17 protein-coding genes and 1 tRNA gene are annotated in these 16,552 nt (G+C 71.3%); 3 read left to right on the top strand and 15 right to left on the bottom strand.

Annotated features, from left to right (window positions below; translation table 11 throughout):
* Positions 1 to 70: 70 nt before the first annotated feature.
* Positions 71 to 1,309 carry a glutamyl-tRNA reductase gene (locus J4H91_RS05040; protein ID WP_208045169.1) on the top strand — a complete coding sequence of 413 codons (1,239 nt, stop codon included), beginning with the start codon at positions 71 to 73 and terminating at the stop codon, positions 1,307 to 1,309.
* A 22-nt stretch (positions 1,310 to 1,331) separates the two neighbouring features.
* Here the strand turns inward: J4H91_RS05040 and efeB are convergent, their stop codons facing one another.
* From efeB to J4H91_RS05010, 6 genes are all read right to left on the bottom strand, one after another.
* On the bottom strand, positions 1,332 to 2,666 hold the full coding sequence (gene efeB / locus J4H91_RS05035; protein WP_208045168.1) for an iron uptake transporter deferrochelatase/peroxidase subunit: 1,335 nt from the start codon (positions 2,664 to 2,666) through the stop codon (positions 1,332 to 1,334).
* Between the two features lie 5 nt (positions 2,667 to 2,671).
* Positions 2,672 to 3,889, bottom strand: coding sequence for an iron uptake system protein EfeO (efeO, locus tag J4H91_RS05030; RefSeq protein ID WP_208045167.1), 1,218 nt, complete (start codon positions 3,887 to 3,889; stop codon positions 2,672 to 2,674).
* The gene (gene efeU / locus J4H91_RS15785) at positions 3,886 to 4,809 is read right to left on the bottom strand and encodes an iron uptake transporter permease EfeU (protein ID WP_208045166.1); all 924 of its coding nucleotides are present in this window, start codon (positions 4,807 to 4,809) and stop codon (positions 3,886 to 3,888) included. Before efeU ends, efeO begins: the two co-directional genes overlap by 4 nt.
* Before the next feature lie 178 nt (positions 4,810 to 4,987).
* On the bottom strand, positions 4,988 to 5,476 hold the full coding sequence (locus tag J4H91_RS05020) for a Dps family protein (RefSeq protein ID WP_208045165.1): 489 nt from the start codon (positions 5,474 to 5,476) through the stop codon (positions 4,988 to 4,990).
* Between the two features lie 125 nt (positions 5,477 to 5,601).
* Positions 5,602 to 6,336, bottom strand: coding sequence for a hydrogen peroxide-dependent heme synthase (gene hemQ, locus J4H91_RS05015; RefSeq protein ID WP_208045164.1), 735 nt, complete (start codon positions 6,334 to 6,336; stop codon positions 5,602 to 5,604).
* A 62-nt stretch (positions 6,337 to 6,398) separates the two neighbouring features.
* Positions 6,399 to 7,496, bottom strand: a complete 1,098-nt coding sequence (locus J4H91_RS05010) for a ferrochelatase (RefSeq protein ID WP_208045163.1) — start codon at positions 7,494 to 7,496, stop codon at positions 6,399 to 6,401.
* Positions 7,497 to 7,666: 170 nt separating this feature from the next.
* On the opposite strand from J4H91_RS05010, the gene J4H91_RS05005 reads away from it, so the two are divergent.
* On the top strand, positions 7,667 to 8,425 hold the full coding sequence (locus J4H91_RS05005; protein ID WP_208045162.1) for a FadR/GntR family transcriptional regulator: 759 nt from the start codon (positions 7,667 to 7,669) through the stop codon (positions 8,423 to 8,425).
* A 78-nt stretch (positions 8,426 to 8,503) separates the two neighbouring features.
* Here J4H91_RS05005 and J4H91_RS05000 read toward each other — a convergent pair.
* Positions 8,504 to 8,580: transfer RNA gene (locus J4H91_RS05000), tRNA-Ile, on the bottom strand.
* A gap of 77 nt (positions 8,581 to 8,657) precedes the next feature.
* Entirely contained in the window at positions 8,658 to 8,858 is a 201-nt protein-coding gene (locus J4H91_RS04995) for a DUF6458 family protein (protein WP_208045161.1), read from the bottom strand.
* 167 nt (positions 8,859 to 9,025) lie between these two features.
* Here J4H91_RS04995 and J4H91_RS04990 point away from each other — a divergent pair, with 167 nt between their 5' ends.
* Positions 9,026 to 9,688, top strand: coding sequence for a DNA-3-methyladenine glycosylase (locus tag J4H91_RS04990; RefSeq protein ID WP_208045160.1), 663 nt, complete (start codon positions 9,026 to 9,028; stop codon positions 9,686 to 9,688).
* Here the strand turns inward: J4H91_RS04990 and J4H91_RS04985 are convergent.
* From J4H91_RS04985 to gmk, 7 genes are all read right to left on the bottom strand, one after another.
* A complete protein-coding gene (locus tag J4H91_RS04985) occupies positions 9,655 to 10,602 on the bottom strand; it encodes a siderophore-interacting protein (RefSeq protein WP_208045159.1) in 948 nt (315 codons plus the stop codon). The two genes, J4H91_RS04990 and J4H91_RS04985, sit on opposite strands and share 34 nt — an antisense overlap.
* Positions 10,535 to 11,395 (bottom strand): ABC transporter ATP-binding protein, encoded by an 861-nt coding sequence (locus tag J4H91_RS04980; RefSeq protein ID WP_208045158.1) that lies wholly within the window; start codon positions 11,393 to 11,395, stop codon positions 10,535 to 10,537. Before J4H91_RS04980 ends, J4H91_RS04985 begins: the two co-directional genes overlap by 68 nt.
* Positions 11,392 to 12,417 (bottom strand): FecCD family ABC transporter permease, encoded by a 1,026-nt coding sequence (locus J4H91_RS04975; protein ID WP_341783444.1) that lies wholly within the window; start codon positions 12,415 to 12,417, stop codon positions 11,392 to 11,394. The genes J4H91_RS04980 and J4H91_RS04975 overlap by 4 nt, the downstream gene beginning before the upstream one ends.
* Entirely contained in the window at positions 12,414 to 13,505 is a 1,092-nt protein-coding gene (locus tag J4H91_RS04970; protein WP_424960826.1) for a FecCD family ABC transporter permease, read from the bottom strand. Before J4H91_RS04970 ends, J4H91_RS04975 begins: the two co-directional genes overlap by 4 nt.
* Entirely contained in the window at positions 13,502 to 14,542 is a 1,041-nt protein-coding gene (locus tag J4H91_RS04965) for an ABC transporter substrate-binding protein (RefSeq protein ID WP_208045157.1), read from the bottom strand. Before J4H91_RS04965 ends, J4H91_RS04970 begins: the two co-directional genes overlap by 4 nt.
* Before the next feature lie 128 nt (positions 14,543 to 14,670).
* On the bottom strand, positions 14,671 to 15,621 hold the full coding sequence (locus tag J4H91_RS04960; RefSeq protein WP_208045156.1) for a DMT family transporter: 951 nt from the start codon (positions 15,619 to 15,621) through the stop codon (positions 14,671 to 14,673).
* A 2-nt stretch (positions 15,622 to 15,623) separates the two neighbouring features.
* Complete coding sequence (gene gmk, locus J4H91_RS04955) at positions 15,624 to 16,547, bottom strand: guanylate kinase (protein WP_208045155.1); 924 nt, start codon at positions 16,545 to 16,547, stop codon at positions 15,624 to 15,626.
* Between the last annotated feature and the right edge of the window lie 5 nt (positions 16,548 to 16,552).

The raw sequence follows: 16,552 nt of genomic DNA, 5'->3' as shown, positions 1-16,552 counted from the left end.
CTATCCTCATCCCAGCGACCAGAAATCCACCGAACCACCGGGCCGCGAGGCCGTCGAGAACCATCTTCACATGCTGCTCTGCCTTTCCGCTGACTACCGCAGGACCCCGATCCCGCTGCTCGAGCACCTCGAGCGACGCTCGGCCGAGATCGCCCGATCCCTCGCCGAACCGGGCTTCGCGCGAGGATCCGTGATCGTCGCGACCTGCAACCGCTTCGAGGCCTACCTCGACCTGCGAGAGGGCGACCCCGATGTCTCGGTCGGCCGGATCGCCGAGGCGGCCGGGGTCGAAACGGCCGAACTCTCCGAAGCGCTGGGCGTGCACACCGACGAGCTCGCCGCGGAGCACCTGTTCGCGGTCGCGTGCGGTCTCGAGTCGGCGGCCGTCGGCGAGGGCGAGATCGCCGGGCAGGTGCGCCGCGCCCACTCCGCCGCACACCGCGCGGGCACCGTCTCCGACCCGCTCGAGCGCCTGTTCCAGGCGGCGCACCGCGTCTCCCGCGACGTCAAGAACCGCACCGGCATCCAGGGCGAGGGCCGATCCCTCGTGCGCCTCGGGCTGCTGCTCGCCGAGCGCCGCATCGAATCGTGGGCCCAGGCGCGCGTGCTGCTCATCGGCACCGGCGCCTACGCGGGAGCGACGGTGGCCGCGCTGAACGCGCGGGGCGCGCAGCGCATCGCGGTGCACTCCCCCTCGGGCCGCGCCGCCGCTTTCGCCGACGCCCGCGGTATCGGCGCCGTGCCGCCCGAGGGCTTCGGTCATGCGCTCGCCACGGCCGACCTCCTCATCGCGTGCAGCAGCGTCAGCGATCCGCTGATCACGGCGCCCGACCTCGCCCGACTCGAAGCGCGCCCCCGGCTCCTCCTCGACCTCGGCATGCCCCGCAACGTCGACCCGGCCGTCGGATCCCTCGATGGCGTCGAACTGCTCGACATCGACGCCATCGCGCGGCACGCCCCCATCCCCGAGCTCAGCGCGGGCGCCGAGGCCCGCAGGCTCGTGCGGGAGGCCGCCGTCGAGTTCGCGGCCTCGCAGGCCGAGCGCGAGGCGCTGCCGACTCTCGTCACGCTGCGTGAGCACGTGCTCGGTCTTCTGGAGGACGAGCTCTGCCGCGCGAGGCGCGGCCCGCGCGCCGAGCGGGACGGCGACGCCGGGTCGAGCACCGAGATCGAGAGCGCTCTGCGCCGCTTCACCGGCCGGCTGCTGCACGAGCCGAGCGAGCGTATCCGCGCGCTGGGCAGGGCCGGTCGTGCCGACGAGGCGCGCAGCGCGACCGCGGCGCTCTTCGGGATCGGGGCCGACGCCTGACGGGAGCGGCTTCCGACCGCTCTCAGTCGAACAGCCGCTGCCCGACGAACTCGCCGCGGCGCACGCCCCCCGGAACGGCCCACAGGCCGGAGGAGATGTGCCTGATGTACTCGCCCAGCAGATCGTGCTTCAGGGATCGCTGCAGCCGCACGAACGCCGCGGGATCCCTCTGGAACGAGATGAAGAACAGCCCGGCCCCGAGCTGCCCGAGCTCGTTGGAGCCGTCGACGTAGTTGTAACCGCGCCGCAGGATGCGCGTGCCGCCGTTCTGATCGGGGTGCGCCAGACGCACGTGCGCGGCCATGTCGATGACCGGGGCGCCGTCGCGCTCGGCCGCGAAGTCGGGATGGTCGAACTCGCCGCCGCCCGTGAGCGGCGCGCCCGCGAGCTTGGTGCGGCCGAAAGTGCGCTCCTGCTCCGCGAGCGACGCGCGATCCCACGCCTCGATCGTCATGAGGATCTTCCGGGTGACGATGTAGCTGCCGCCCCGCAGCCATGCGGGAGCCTCGTCGCCGACCCAGACGTGCTCGGCGAGGGCCTCCGTCTCGTCGGACATCACGTTCATCGTGCCGTCCTTGAAGCCGAAGAGGTTGCGCGGCGTGTCCTGCCTGCGCGACGTCGAGGCGGTGCGGCCGAAGCCGAGCTGGCTCCAGGCCAGGTGCGTACGACCCACGGCGATGCGGGCGAGGTTGCGGATCGCGTGCACGGCGACCTGCGGGTCATCGGCGCAGGCCTGCACGCAGAGGTCGCCTCCGCTCTGCGCCGGCTCCAGCAGGTCGAATGCGAACGACGGCAGCGGCTCGAAGGCCGCGGGCAGCTGCGAGCGGATACCGTAGGGATCCTCGGAGCCTCCCTCCCCCGATCCGGTGAAGAGGGATCGCCCGAGCCCGAAGGTGAGCGTGAGGTTTCCGGCCTGCAGCCCCTCGGCCTCGCCCGTGTCGTCGGGCGGCAGCAGCGCGTCGCCCGGCTCGAGGCCGGTGCCGAGCGGCCTGCCCTGCGTGAGCCGCTCGGCGGCCTCGCTCCAGTCGCGGAGCAGTTGGATGAGATCGTCGCGGGAGGAGCCGGAGACCATGTTGAAGGCCGCGAAGTGCAGCCGATCCTGGGCGGGCGTGACGATGCCGGCCTGATGCTCGCCGTGGAACGGCACGACCGACGAGCGGCCCGCCGCGGTCTGGCCGCCGGCCGCCGAGGCGGCGATCGCGGCGCCGCCCGCTCCGCCGACCGCGAGGCCGGCCACTCCCGCCCCGAGCAGGCCGAGCAGTCCGCGCCGCGATGGGCGCAGGGCACCGGTCTCTCCGGATCCCTCGCCCTCGACTTCCTCGGGCTCCCCGCCCGCGGGTTCCATCGCTCCGTTCATGCCCGCTAGTTCTTCACGACCGCCGCGGTGAGCCTGGACATGGGCTCGCTCAGCGCGTTCAGCTTCGCCGCGAGCTCCTGCCGCTCGCCCTCGCCGACGGTGTCGTAGAAGACGAAGCCCTTCTCGTAGGAGCCGTAGGTGCCGAGCAGCGCGAACATGTCGTCGAAGGCGGTGTCGAGTTCGGCGACGAGATCCTCGGAGCCGTTCGCCTCGGCGAGACCGCGCACGGTGTCGAAGGCCACGTACGATCCCTCGACGTTGGCCGTGAAGTCCCAGAGGTCGGTGTGCGCGAACTCGTTCTCCTCGCCCGGCAGCTTGCCGTCCGGGGCCGCGATCTCGTCGAGCAGTCCTTTGGCGCCCTCGGTGATGTCGGCGAGCGTGAGACCGAAGTCGGGCGAGGCCACCTTCTCCTTGAGTTCCGTGATGTCGGCGACGAGCCGATCGCCGAGCTCGGCGCGCTGCTCCGGGGTGAGCGGGGTCAGATCGGGATCGCCCGCGTAGTCGCCGTTCGCGACCGCGGCGTCGTGCCAGAGGTCCATCTCGATGCGGTGGAACCCGGTGAACGGCAGTCCCTCCTCGTCGGCTCCCGGCTTGCGGTAGTCGATCTTCGGGTCGAGGTCGCCGAACTGCTCGGCGGTCGGCTCGATGCGCTCGTAGCTGATGCGAGCCACGGGGAAGAGCGACTTGGCCCGCTCGTCGTCGCCCGCCTTGTAGGCCTCGACGAGGGCCTCGACCTGCGGCACGAGCTCCTCGGTCTGCGCCTTCACGTAGGCGATGTACTGCTCCACGACCGCGTCCTCCTCGGGCGAGGTCTCCAGCGCCTCGCCGGTGACGGTGAACGCGGCCTGGCCGACGCCGGCGCCGATCATGCCCGGCTTGCAGCTGGTGAAGTACTCCCCGGGGTTCACCTGCACGGTGAGCTCGCGCGTCGCCCCCGGCGCGATGTTCTCGACCTCGCCGACGATGGTGAGCGCGTTGCCGCCGAGCACGTAGAACTCGTTGACCTTCGTGCCCTCGTTGGTGACACTGAAGGTGACGTTCCCGCTCTCGGCCTTCGGGGCTTCGACCGCGCAGTCGGTGTCGCTCGCTGTGACCGCGATGCTCTGGGCGTCGGGCGCCGCGTTGGGAACGCAGCCGGTGAGCAGCAGGGCTCCCGCCGCTGTCGCGGCGAGGGAACCGAGCGCGGCGAGGCGCGGAGTGCGGCGGGAGGTGCGTGGATTCACGGGGTTCCTTTCGAGAGGGCGACGGCCGGCGCGGCGGCGCGGCGTTCGCGGGTCGCGCGTCCCTGTGCGAGCGAGCGGCGCAGGAACAGCACGAGGGTCGGGACGAGGTAGAGGGCCCACACGAGCAGTTCGAGCTTCGTCATCTCGGGCGAGAAGCCGAAGGCGCCCTTGAGCAGCGCGCCGACGAAGCCGTCGGGGGCGATGATGTGAGGGATCCGGAAGGCCCATGCGGCGTCGCCGTACCAGGCGGCGAGGAGCGGCGCGGCGCCGGCCGGGGCCTCGGCGAAGGGGCCGGGCAGGAAGGCAGCCTCCTGCAGGTCGTGCACGCCGTAGGCGAGCACGCCGGCCGCGAAGACGATGAGCAGCACGCCGGACCAGCGGAAGAACCTCGTCAGGTCGATCCGCAGCATGCCGCGGAACAGTGCCCAGCCGAGGAGCACCGCGAGCACGATGCCAGAGACCGCGCTGAGGAAGCCGACGAGCGGCGAGATCTCGCTGGCGCGAGTGGTGGCCCAGATGAAGAGCGCCGTCTCGATCCCTTCCCGCCCGACCGAGATGAAGCCGATGGCGGCGACGCCCCAGCCGCCCCCGATGAGCGCGCGGTCGACCTGCTCGCGCAGCTCGCCGCTGAGCCCGCGCGCGGCGCGGAGCATCCAGAACACCATCCAGGTGACCATGGCGACGGCGATGATCGACAGGGATCCCCCGATCGCCTCCTGGGCGCGGAAGGAGAGCCCGTAGGCGCCGTAGGTGAGCACCGCGCCGATGACGAGCGAGAGCAGCACCGCGGCCGCGACGCCGAGCCGGATCTTGCGTGCCGCGTCGGGGCGCCCGATGCGCTTCACGTAGGCGAGCAGCACGCTCACCACGAGCGCGGCCTCGAGGCCCTCGCGCAGGCCGATCATCAGGGTTCCGATCATCTGCGCAGCCTTCCGTCTATCGTGAGATGTAGGTAAGGCATGCCTTACGAGTAGAACCTAGCACACTTCATCAGATCTATTCGCGGTTTTCGGCGCACAAAAGGGGCGGGAGCGGATTCGAGTGAATCCGCTCCCGCCCCTTCGGGTGTGCGACCTCGAGTCGGCGACTCGACCCCCCCTACTCCGCGTAGTGCGAGAACAGGAACCAGCGATCCTTGTCGAGCTGCTGCGCGATCGCGATGACGATGTCCTGGCTGACGAGGTCGATCTCGTCGAGCCCCTTCACCGCCGCGTACAGCGTCTCCAGCGTCGCGTCGAGCTGTGCGACGACCTCGCGCACCGTGATGTCGGACTGCTGGAAGCCGTCGCTCATCTCCGGCGTCGTGGTGCGGGCCGCGACGGTGCCGATGCGGCCGTCGACGGGCAGCCCGAGGGCCACCACGCGCTCCGCGACCTCGTCGGCCGCGTCCTGCGCGTGCGTCACGACCTGGTCGAGGAACTCGTGAACGCCCATGAAGTTCTCGCCCCGCACGTGCCAGTGGGCCTGCTTGCCGTTGACGCCGAGGGCGATGAGGTCGTGCAGCACCGGGCTGAGGTACTGCGCGACGCCGGTGGGGCGCTGCAGGTCGCCCTGCGCTGCGGGAATGTTGATCTGCTTGGTAGCCATCGAGTGGTTCCCCTTTCGTTCGTGCGAACTGTCACGTTCAAAGCTACGCCGATTCCTCGTGCGCGCAAGCAAGGTGAGGCTGCGCTCACTTCCCGTTCACCCGGAAGGCGAGGTCGAAGAGGCGTTCAGCGGAGCGCGCGGGCGAGCAGTTCCTCGGGGGCACGGCGCGGGCCCGTGAAGAACGGCGTCTCCTCGATCACGTGCCGCCTCGCACCCGTCGCCCGGAGCTCGCGCATGAGGTCGACGATGCGCGTGAGATCGTCGGCCTCGAAGGCCAGCAGCCACTCGTAGTCGCCGAGTCCGAACGAGGCGACGGTGTTGGCGAGCACGTCGCCGTAGTCGCGCGCCGCGGCGCCGTGCTCGCGCAGCAGCTCGCGGCGCTCCTCGTCGGGCAGCAGATACCACTCGCGCCCGCGCACGAAGGGATAGACGCAGAGGTAGCCGTGCGGCTCCTCCCCCGCGAGGAACGCCGGCACGTGCCCGCGATTGAACTCCGCGGCTCGGTGCACGCCGATGTTCGACCACACCGGCTGCAGGCGGCCGCCGCCCCACTCGAGCACGGCGCGATACGCCTCCTGCAGCGCCTCGGAGGTGGGCGCATGCCACCAGACCAGCACGTCGGCGTCGGCACGGAAGCCCGCGACGTCGTACCAGCCGCGAGTGGTCAGCCCCTCGATCGCGTCGAGCTCGCGGAGCAGGCCGCCCGCAATCTCGCGCCAGGCGGGCGAGACGCCGAGGCGGCCGCTGTCGCGCTCGATGCGGAACACCGCGTACATCGTGTAGTTCACATCGGCATTGATCCGCTCCGCGATCCCGCTGTGGTCGATCTGCGGCCGCTCCGCTGACGTCTCATTCGTCATTCGTCTGCTCCTCGTCTGGTTGCTTCGGCGTGCTTCGGTGCTCGTGGTCCGCGCTCGGGGCCTCAGTCGGCGGTGCCGGCGATCACGGGGATCCCGGTCACCTCTCCGTGGCGCATGCGGCAGCTGCCCGGGGGCGCGACGTCGGGAAGCGCGGGGAGGGATCCCTCGACACGCGGCTCTACGGCTTCGCCGCGCTCGCGAGCCGCGCGCTCCAGCACGAGATCCACGAGGCCCGAGACGAAGACGGGGCGCACGCCGACGGTGCCCGCGCGCACGGCGGCGATGCCCTGCTCGGCGGCCGTCTCGAGCGCCTCGACGTCGAGGTCGAACGCGACCTCCATGTGGTCGGAGATGAAGCCGATCGGCGCGATGATCACCTTCTTCACGCCCTGCGCCGCGAGTTCCTCGAGGTGGTCGTTCACATCGGGCTCGAGCCACGGCACGTGCGGGCTGCCCGAACGCGAGCAGTAGGCGAGCGACGATGAGATCTCGATCCCGTGGCGCTCGTGCAGCGCGGCGTCGATCGTGGCGCGCACGTCCTCGTGCTGCTCCCGGTAGCCGGGACCGGTGACAGCGGAGGCCTCCTGCATCGTGTCGGGGATGGAGTGCGTGACGTAGACGATGCGCGCGCCGTCGAGGCCTCCCTCGAGACGGGCCGCCGCCTCCTCGATCGCTTCGAGGTTGCCCCGGATGAAGCCCGGGTCGTTGAAGAAGGGGCGCACGATGTCGATCTCGGGCGCCTCGGCCCCGAGTTCGGCGATCGCGGCGGCGAGGTGCTCGCGGTACTGGCGGCTGCCCGAGTACGAGGCGTACGCGCTCGTGACGATGACGAGCACCCGCTTCGCCCCGAAGGCGCTCGCGTCGCGCAGCGTGTCGACCGTGTAGGGCGGCCAGTTGCGGTTGCCCCAGATCACGGGCAGCGCGGTCCCTCGCCGCTCCAGCTCGTCGCGCAGCGCCGCGACGAGCGCGAGGTTCTGCTCGTTGATCGGGCTGCGGCCGCCGAAATGGTGGTAGTGCTCGCCGACCTCGGCGAGGCGCTCCTCGGGGATGCCCTTGCCGCGGGTCACGTTCTTGAGAAAGGGGATCACGTCGTCGGGGCCGTTCGGGCCGCCGAACGAGCAGAGCAGGAGCGCGTCGTAGGGCAGGGCGTTTTCCGTCATGCCTGGAACGCTAGCACCAGGTCGCCTGTAGATCTGATGTATAAGATCTGATCTGGCGTGTCGGGGTACGCGTCCCGGTTCCCGCGTCTCACGCGGGCCGCGCGGACCGCGCCGATGGGCCCGCTCGATATAGTTGACCCAGGTTTCTCGCACATCAACAGGGGTCGTACATGACAAGCTCGACTCGCGGCTCTCAGAAAGCACGCGACACGCTCGATTTCCTCCGCGGACGCATCTCCAGCGGCGAATGGGCCGTCGGATCGCTGATCCCGAAGGAAGCCGAGCTCATGGAGTTGATCGGCGTCGGCAAGTCCACCGTGCGCGAGGCCGTGCGATCCCTCGCGGCCTTCGGCATGCTCGAGACCGTGCCCGGCGTCGGCACCTTCGTCCGCTCGCGCACCCCGGTCAGCACCATCCTCACCGAGTTCCTCGCCGAGCACGACCTCGAGGAGGTGCTCGTCTACCGCCGATCCCTCGAGATCGAGGCGGCGCAGCACGCCGCCGTGAACCGCAGCGAGGAGCAGCTCGAGGCGCTGCGCGACGCCTACGCGCGGTCGACCGCCGCGGGCGAGGGCACCACCGATACCTGCGACCGCAGCGCCACCCCCGGCGCCTTCCACCTGCTCGTCGTCGAGGCCAGCGGCAGCAAGCTGCTGCTCGACCTCTACATCGGCGTGCTCTCGATCCTGCAACGCGCGAGCACCGAGGGGCGCGTCATCCTCGGCACCACCATCGAGACGATGCACCGCGACCACGGAGCCGTGCTCGAGGCGATCGAGGCGCGCGACGTGCGCAGCGCGGCGCACTCGATGGCGCTGCACGTCGACCGCGACCTCGGGCTCCGCACCGACATGCTCGACTTCGCGCAGCAGACCGAGCGCGCAGCCTCCCTCATCGACGCCGGCTACGACCCCGAGTCCGGGCGGTAGCGGCGCTCTGCGGACGCGCTGCCGGGAGGTGCGCGGGCCCCGCTCGTGCTATCGCGTCGCGCGATCCCTCGCGAACACTGGTAGGGCGTGCGGGGCTTGAACCCGCGACCGACGGATTATGAGTCCGCTGCTCTGACCGACTGAGCTAACGCCCCCTGGCAACTGCTCCATCTTAGCGGGACCGGCCAGGGGGCGGAGCCATGTCGTCGTGCGGGTCGGTCGCCGGACGCCCCTACTCGATCGTCGTGTCGACGACTCCGTCGCGCCTGCGGCGCACGAGCAGCAGGATGAGTCCCAGGAAGAAGACGATCGCGCCCGCTCCCATCAGGATGTAGCCGATCAAGTCGAGGTTGACGACGTCGACCTGCACGTTGACCGCGAAGACGAGGATCGCTCCGATGACGAAGAGGACGATGCCGGTTCCGATGCTCATGATGAGTACCTCCGTTCCGCTCCCCATCGTGCCCTTCCGCGGCCGCCGTGCCGACCCCGTTGACGCGGCCGCTGCAAGCGAGTATGAGTGCGCCGCGACCCGCGGTCCGCGCGCGACTCACGGGCCCGCTCAGCGGCGCGTTCCGCCGCCCTGCCACAATGGAGCGCATGCAGCGCGACTTCTTCCTGCCCGACGCTCTCGAGGTGGCCCCGCGCCTGCTCGGGGCGACGCTGCGGCTCGACTCCCCCGACGGGGCGGTCGCCGTGCGCATCACGGAGGTCGAGGCCTATCACGGCGTGGGCACGGCGGGGCCCTACGACGCGGGATCCCACTCGAAGGACCGTCGCACCGAGCGCAACGCCTCGATGTTCGGCCCGCCCGGTCACGCCTACGTCTACTTCAGCTACGGCATGCACTTCGCGCTGAACCTGGTCTGCTCCCCCGCGGGCACGGCATCGGGGGTGCTCATCAGGGCCGGCGAGGTGGTCGAGGGATCCGAACTCGCGCAGCTGCGCCGCTCGGCGAGGCGAGGGATCCCCGTCGAGCCCCGCATGCTCGCCCGCGGGCCGGGAAACCTCGCCTCCGCGCTCGGGGTGCGGCGCGAGACCCATGACGGGCTCGATCTGCTCGCGGCACCGTTCGCCCTGCGACTCCCCGGGGCGGGCGAGGAGCCCCGCGAGATCGCGCGCGGTCCGCGCGTCGGCGTGGCGGGCAAGGCAGGAGGGCCCGCGTTCCCGTGGCGTTTCTGGATCGCGGGCGAGCCGACGGTGTCGTCGTTCAGGCCCGGGCGCGGGGCTCAGCCCTTCATCGCCACGCCGCGACGCCAGTAGCCCATGAACGCGACCTGCGAGCGCGCGATCCCGAGCTCGCGCACCAGGTGGCGGCGCAGCGTGGTCACCACCCCGCTCTCCCCCGCGATCCAGTAGTAGCGGTCGTGCCGGTCGTGCCGGGGGCCGATCTCCTCGCCGAGGCCCGAGTACTGCGGCGTCTCCCAGAGCAGCTCCTCACCCGCGACGTCCTCGATCGCGGGCTCCGCCCGCTCCCCCAGGTGCGCGAGCACTTCCGGGATGAGCGACGTGCCGTGCAGCGCCTCGCCGCGCGGCAGCCAGCGCAGCTCGACGCCGGCGGGCGCCGCGACGGGAAGGCGGTCTCCAGCCTCAGGCACCTCGATGAACGCGATGCCCCGCGCGTCGGCCGGGAGCTCCTCGAGCACGCGCGCGATGGCGGGCGCGGCGGTCTCGTCGCCCGCGAGCAGCACGCCGGCGGCTTCGCCGGGCTCGAACTCGATGCCGCCCCCGTCGAGGCGACCTCGGCGCGGTCCGATGATGAGCAGTTCGTCGCCGGCGGCGGCGCGGCTCGCCCAGAGCGATGCGGGTCCCGTCGCCCCCGGGGCGAGGTGCAGCACGAAGTCGACGACGAGCCGTGTCGCGCCGTCCGGCTCGACGCGCAGATCCCGGATCGAGTAGGTGCGCATCGATCCCCGCTCCGCCTCCGGGATCGCGAGCCACGCCGCGTACCAATCGGCGTCGTCTGCGAGTCGGGGCAGCTCCCCCGACGCGGGCGGGAAGATCAGCTTGATGCGCTGGTCGAGTGTGCGCTCGGGGTTGCCGATCTCGCGGAGATCCTCGCCGCCGAAGGTCACCCGCACGAAGGTCGGCGAGACCCGTTCGACAAACTCAACCGTCGCTCGGGCCACCCCGAACGGATTCTGCTGCGCCTGCGGGTTCGGTCTGGTTCTGGACATGATGCCTTCCGATCGGGATGACGAGTGGGGTGCCGCACACCGGGTCGGCGATCACCTGGCAGTCGAGCGCGAACACCTCGCGCACGAGCGGCGGCTCGAGCACCGTCGCGGGCGAGCCGACGGCGCGCACGCTGCCCTCGCGCATCGCGACGAGCACGTCGGCGTAGCGGGCCGCCAGGTTGAGGTCGTGCAGCACCATCACGATGGTGGTGCCGCGCGAGCGGTTGAGTTCGCGCAGCAGGTCGAGCACCTCGAGCTGGTGGGTGACGTCGAGGTAGGTGGTCGGCTCGTCGAGCAGCAGCACCTCGGTCTCCTGCGCCAGCGCCATCGCGATCCACACGCGCTGGCGCTGACCGCCCGAGAGCTCGTCGACCGCGCGTTCGGCGAGGTCGCCGGTGCCGGTGGCGTCGAGGGAGGCGGCGACCGCCTCGTAGTCGTGGGCGGTCCAGCGCGCCATCGCGCGCTGGTGCGGGTGCCGGCCACGGCCCACGAGGTCGGCGACCGTGATGCCCTCGGGCGCGATGGGGTTCTGCGGGAGCAGGCCGAGCACGCGGGCGAGCTCCTTGGTCGAGCGGGTGTGGATCGCGCTGCCGTCGAGCGTCACCGCGCCCGCGAGCGGCTTCAGCAGTCGCGCGCAGCTGCGCAGCAGCGTGGATTTGCCGCAGCCGTTCGGTCCGACGATAGCGGTGATGCGGCCCGGCTCGAAGACCAGGTCGAGGCCGTCGATGATGCGGCGGTCGCCGTAGGCGACGCCGAGCCCCTCTGCGGCCAGCCGGTGGGGGGAAGCGGTCATGAGGTCTGTCCTGTGCGGTTCATGCGGATGAGGAGGAGGATCAGGTAGGGCGCACCCAGCACGCCCGTGATGACCCCGACGGGGTAGCGCTCCCCGAAGAGGTTCTGACCGGCGAGGTCGGCGAGCAGCACGAGCAGCGCTCCGGTGCACCCCGCGGGCAGCAGCAGCGAGGAGCCCGGCCCCACGAGTCGGGCGGCGATCGGTCCCGCCATGAACGCCACGAACATGATGGGTCCGCTGCTGGCGGTAGCGAAGGCGAGCAGCGCCACCGAGGCGACGATCAGGACGAGACGCGCCCACGTCACCGGCACGCCGAGCGCCGTCGCCGTGTCGGAGCCGAAGCGCAGCAGCTCGAGGGACCGGCTGCCGAGCAGCAGCACGGGCAGCAACGCGCACGTCGCGAGGGCGAGCGGCAGCAGCTGCTCCCAGCTCGCGCCGTTCAGGCTGCCGGAGAGCCACTGCATGGCGCGCTGGATGTCCCACTCCGCGGCGCGTGCGAGCATGTACGAGGTGATGCTCTGCAGCATGGCGGCGAGACCGATGCCGATGAGGATGAAGCGCGTGCCGACGAAGCCCCCGCGATTCGAGAGCAGGAAGATGGCCCCCGCCGTGGCCAGCGCTCCGATGAGGGCGAACGCAGAGGTGGCCGACTCGTTCAGACCGAGCACGACGATCCCGAACACCGCGGCGGCCCCGGCTCCCGAGCTGATGCCCAGGATGTCGGGCGACGCGAGCGGGTTGCCGAGCATCGTCTGGAAGGTCGCGCCCGCAATTCCGAACGCGAAGCCGGCGAGCACGGCGAGCGTCGCGCGGGGCAGCCGCAGCTCGCCGACGGTGAACGATGCGCCCGGGACCGGCTCTCCGAGCACGACGCGGACCACCTCGTCGATGCCGTAGAACGTGCGGCCGACCATGAGCATCGCGAGGAACCCGATGAGCACCGCGACGGCGAGTCCGACGGTCGCGACTCCCCGACGGCGCAGCCGTCGCCTGCGCCCCTCCGCAACCAGCGCGGCGCTCACAGCTCCCTCACCCGCTGCCGGCGCACGATCCAGATGAGGAACGGAGCGCCGAGGAAGGCCGTGATCACGCCCGCCTCGACCTCTTCCGGACGCGCGATCACGCGCCCGAGCACATCCGCGGCGAGCAGCAGCACCGCACCGCCCAGCGCAGAGCAGGGCACCAGCCAGCGGTGATCCGGACCGATGAGGGTGCGGCACGCGTGCGGCACCAGCAGTCCGACGAAGCCGATGGGTCCGGCGACCGCGGTCGCCGCCCCGCAGAGCACCACCGCGCCGCACGCGGCGATCGCGCGCGTGCGCATCACGTGCTCACCGAGGCCCGTCGCGAGGGCGTCCCCCAGCGCGAGGCTGTTCATGCCGCGCGCCGTCCAGACGCAGACCGCGGCGCCGACGGCGAAGAAGGGCATGGCCACGGCGATGCTCTCCCAGCTCGCGCCGCCCACACTCCCCACCCGCCAGAACTGGAAGGTGCGCAGCAGGTCGACGCGCGGCAGCATGATGGCGTTCGTGAGCGAGATGAAGGCCGCGGCGCTCGCGGCACCCGCGAGCGCCAGCTTGTAGGGCGTCGCTCCCCCGCCGCCGAGCGATCCGACGACGTAGACGAAGAGGGCTGCGCCCGCCGCGCCGGCGATCGCGATCCCCATGAGCGGGAAGGGGCGGTGCACGCCGAGGAAGCTGATGCACGCGACCACGGCCAGCGCGGCGCCGCTCGAGACGCCCATGATGCCGGGCTCTGCGAGCGGGTTGCGGGTCACCGCCTGCATCGCCGTGCCCGCGACCGCGAGCGCCGCGCCGACGAGCGCGGCGAGCACCGTGCGCGGCAGGCGCTTGAGCACGGCACCCTCGCCGACGCTGTCGGAGGATCCCTGGAACGCGCCGATGATGTCCGCGAGCCCAACGTCTCGGGCGCCGAGCGCCACCGAGACGACGCCGAGCAGCAGCACCGCGACGCCGAGCACGAGCAGCCAGCCCGTGCGGCGCGCGGCGCCGCGACGCAGCACCTCCGCGGCGGGAGACCCGGGTCTCGCCGCCGCCCCGGTGGACGCCGCAGGCGGAGCGGCCGGTCGCCCGAGGATCCGAAGGGTCACTCGCCGCCCGAGCCCGCGGTCGCGTCGGCGAGCAGCGCGAAGTAGTCGTCGATGCCCCAGCCGATGGAGAGCGGCGACGGGTTCGCGGACGCGGCGAGCGGCGTCGAGTCCTCGAGGATCGCGATGCGTCCCTCCGCGATCGCCGGGATCTGCGAGAGGAGCGGATCCGCCTGGAGCTGCTTCACGAGCGCGCCGTCGGCATCGCCGTAGGTGACGAACACGTCGACGTCGGCGAAGCGGTCGGCCACGTCGGAGCTGAGCTCGACGTAGAACTCCTCCGTCTCGCCGCTCTCCTCCTCGACGATTTCCGGCTGGGGCAGCCCGAGGCCCGCGAGGAAGCCGGGCCGCGTGTCGTGCACGGTGTAGAAGCCGATCTTCGAGAGGTCGGAAGGGTTGAGGTAGGCGAAGAGCAGCTTCTTGCCGTCGAGCTCGGGGTGCGCGGCGAGCGAGGCCTCGATCTCGCCGTTGAGCTCGTCGATGAGCTCGCCTCCCTCCTGCTGCATGCCGATCGCCGCCGAGTCGAGCTCGATCATGTCCTCGAGCGAGGTGCCCCACGGCGTGTCCGGGTAGGCGACCACGGGCGCGATCTTGGAGAGCGTGCGGTACTCCTCCTCGGTGAGGCCGGAGTAGGCGGCGAGGATCACGTCGGGATTCGTGTCGTTGACGGCCTCGAAGTCGATCCCGTCGGTCTCGTCGAAGAGCACCGGCGTCTCGGCGCCGAGCTCCTCGAGCCGGTCCTCGACCCAGGGCAGCACCCCGTCGCCGTCGTCGTCGCCCCAGGCCGCCTTGCTCATGCCGACCGGTACGACCCCGAGGGCGAGGGGCACCTCGTGGTTCGCCCAGGCGACCGTCGCGACGCGCTCGGGCTTCTCTGCGATGGTCGTCGTGCCGTACACGTGCTCGATCTGGATCGGGTAGCCGTCGGCCGATGCCGCGGCGCCGTCGTCGGTCTGCGCCGATCCTCCCGAGGAGCATGCCGCGAGAGCGGCGGTGAGGGAGAGTGCGGCTGCGCCGCAGAGAAGACGTGAGACGCGCAAGAGCGTTCCCTTTCTGCCGGACCGTCGAGCATCGGAGGCTCGAGGCGCACCGTCCGGAGCGCCACATCATATGATGGTTAGGATGACCTAAATTGTCAAGTGTTGCGGTCACCCCTTCCGAGGCGAAGTCAAGGCTGCGAGGTCTCCCCTGCCTCGCCGGCCTCCGCGGTCTCCAACGCCGACTGCCCGGTCTGCGGATGGAACTTCGCGAGCCCCAGCACGCCCGTGACCGCGAGCGCGCCCGACACGACGAAGACGAGCGCCGCCCAGATGGGCGCGCCCGCGGCCTCGTGCAGCACGACGATGCCGATGAGCACGGCCACGATGGGGTCGATGACGGTGAGTCCGGCCACGACGAGGTCGGGCGGCCCGGAGGAGTAGGCGTTCTGCACGAAGACCATGCCGAGCAGGGCGCCGGCGGCGAGAGCCGCGACGCACGCCCAGGTGAGCCACTCGAACTCGCCCTGCTGCAACCGGCCGATGACCGCCTTCGCGAAGGTGGCGACGAAGCCGTAGAGCACCCCGGCCCCCACGATGTAGATGATCGCCACACCCCGGTGCCTGAATGCGATGAAGAGCAGCAGGGCGGTCAGCAGCACGACCCCGAACGTGACGAGGATCACGATGAGCTTCGCGTCGGTCACGGGCTGGTCGGCCGCGGTGAAGGCGGCTACGCTCACGAACACGACGATGCCCAGAACCGCGAGTGCGATGGAGCCCTTGACCCGCTTGCCGAGGCGCACGCCGCTCACGCGGGAGTTCAGCACGGAGGTGATCACGAGCCCCACGACCCCGATCGGTTGCACGATGATGATCGGCGAGAGGGCGAGGGATCCGATCTGGAACACGACGGCGAGACCGAGCAGCAGCGTGCCCGACACCCAGGAGGGCCGGCGCAGCAGCCCGATCACGTGGCGCAGCGAGAGCCCCGATCCCGCACTCTCGCCCATCAGGCGCTCGACCTTGTTGAGGCCGCGCGACTGGTACTGCGCACCGAATGCGAGCAGCGCCGCGCCGATGAGCGCGAGCGGGATGCCGAGGAACTGGCGCGGGTCGAGCTCGGTGACCTGGTCGAGCATGCTCAGCGGCTCTCGGAGTGCTCGCCCCGCATGAGGTCGACGAGGCGCGCCGCGGCGCGGGGCACCTCGTCATTGACGATGATCTCGTCGAATTCGTCTGCTGCGGCGAGCTCGACCTTCGCGGTCTCGAGCCTCCGGGTGCGCTCCTCCTCGTCCTCGGTGCCGCGGCCGACGAGTCGGTTCACGAGTTCGTCCCAGCTGGGCGGCGCGAGAAACACGAGGCAGGCCTCGGGCATGCTCGCGCGCACCTGGCGCGCGCCCTGGAGATCGATCTCGAGCAGCATGAGCTCGCCGCGCTCTGCGGACTCGACGACTGGGCCGCGCGGGGTGCCGTAGCGGAACCTGTTGTGCACGGTCGCCCACTCGAGCAGCTCGCCTTGGGCGAGCATGCGGTCGAAGCCCTCGTCGTCGACGAAGAAGTAGTGCACGCCGTCCTGCTCGCCCGGCCGCGGAGCCCGTGTGGTCGCGGAGACGGAGAGCCGCACCTCGGGGTAGTGCTCCCGGATGTAGGCCGCAACGGTGCCCTTGCCGACCGCGGTCGGCCCCGCGAGCACCGTGAGCGGGGGCCGCTCGCCCGAGGGATCGGCGCCGGTGCGTTCGCGCACGAAGCGCTCGAGGCGTTCGCGCTGCAGCTTGCCCAGCCCGCCGAGCCGCTTCCGATCGGAGATCTCGAGCTGCTCGCGGATGCGCTCCGCCTTGACCTCTCCGATGGCGGGGAAGGACAGGAGGTAGTCGGTGATGCGGAGCGTCGCGGCGGGGTGTCCGGGCACGCGGGACTGCTCGAGCACGCGCAGCGGAGAGGCCTCGCCGCTGCGCAGGCGCCTCTTGAGCTCTGCCCGCGCCTGCCTGGCGGCGATGGCGGCGCGGTTGGCGGCAGCGCGGTCCACCTCGGGCATCCGACGCGCCGCTTCCTGGGTTTCGGTCATGTGAG

It is taken from the genome of Leucobacter ruminantium (assembly GCF_017565705.1).
GTDB classification, from domain to species: Bacteria; Actinomycetota; Actinomycetes; order Actinomycetales; family Microbacteriaceae; genus Leucobacter; species Leucobacter ruminantium.
The sequence above is the reverse complement of the archived record's forward strand: the minus strand, read 5'-3'. Positions and strand labels throughout refer to the sequence as shown.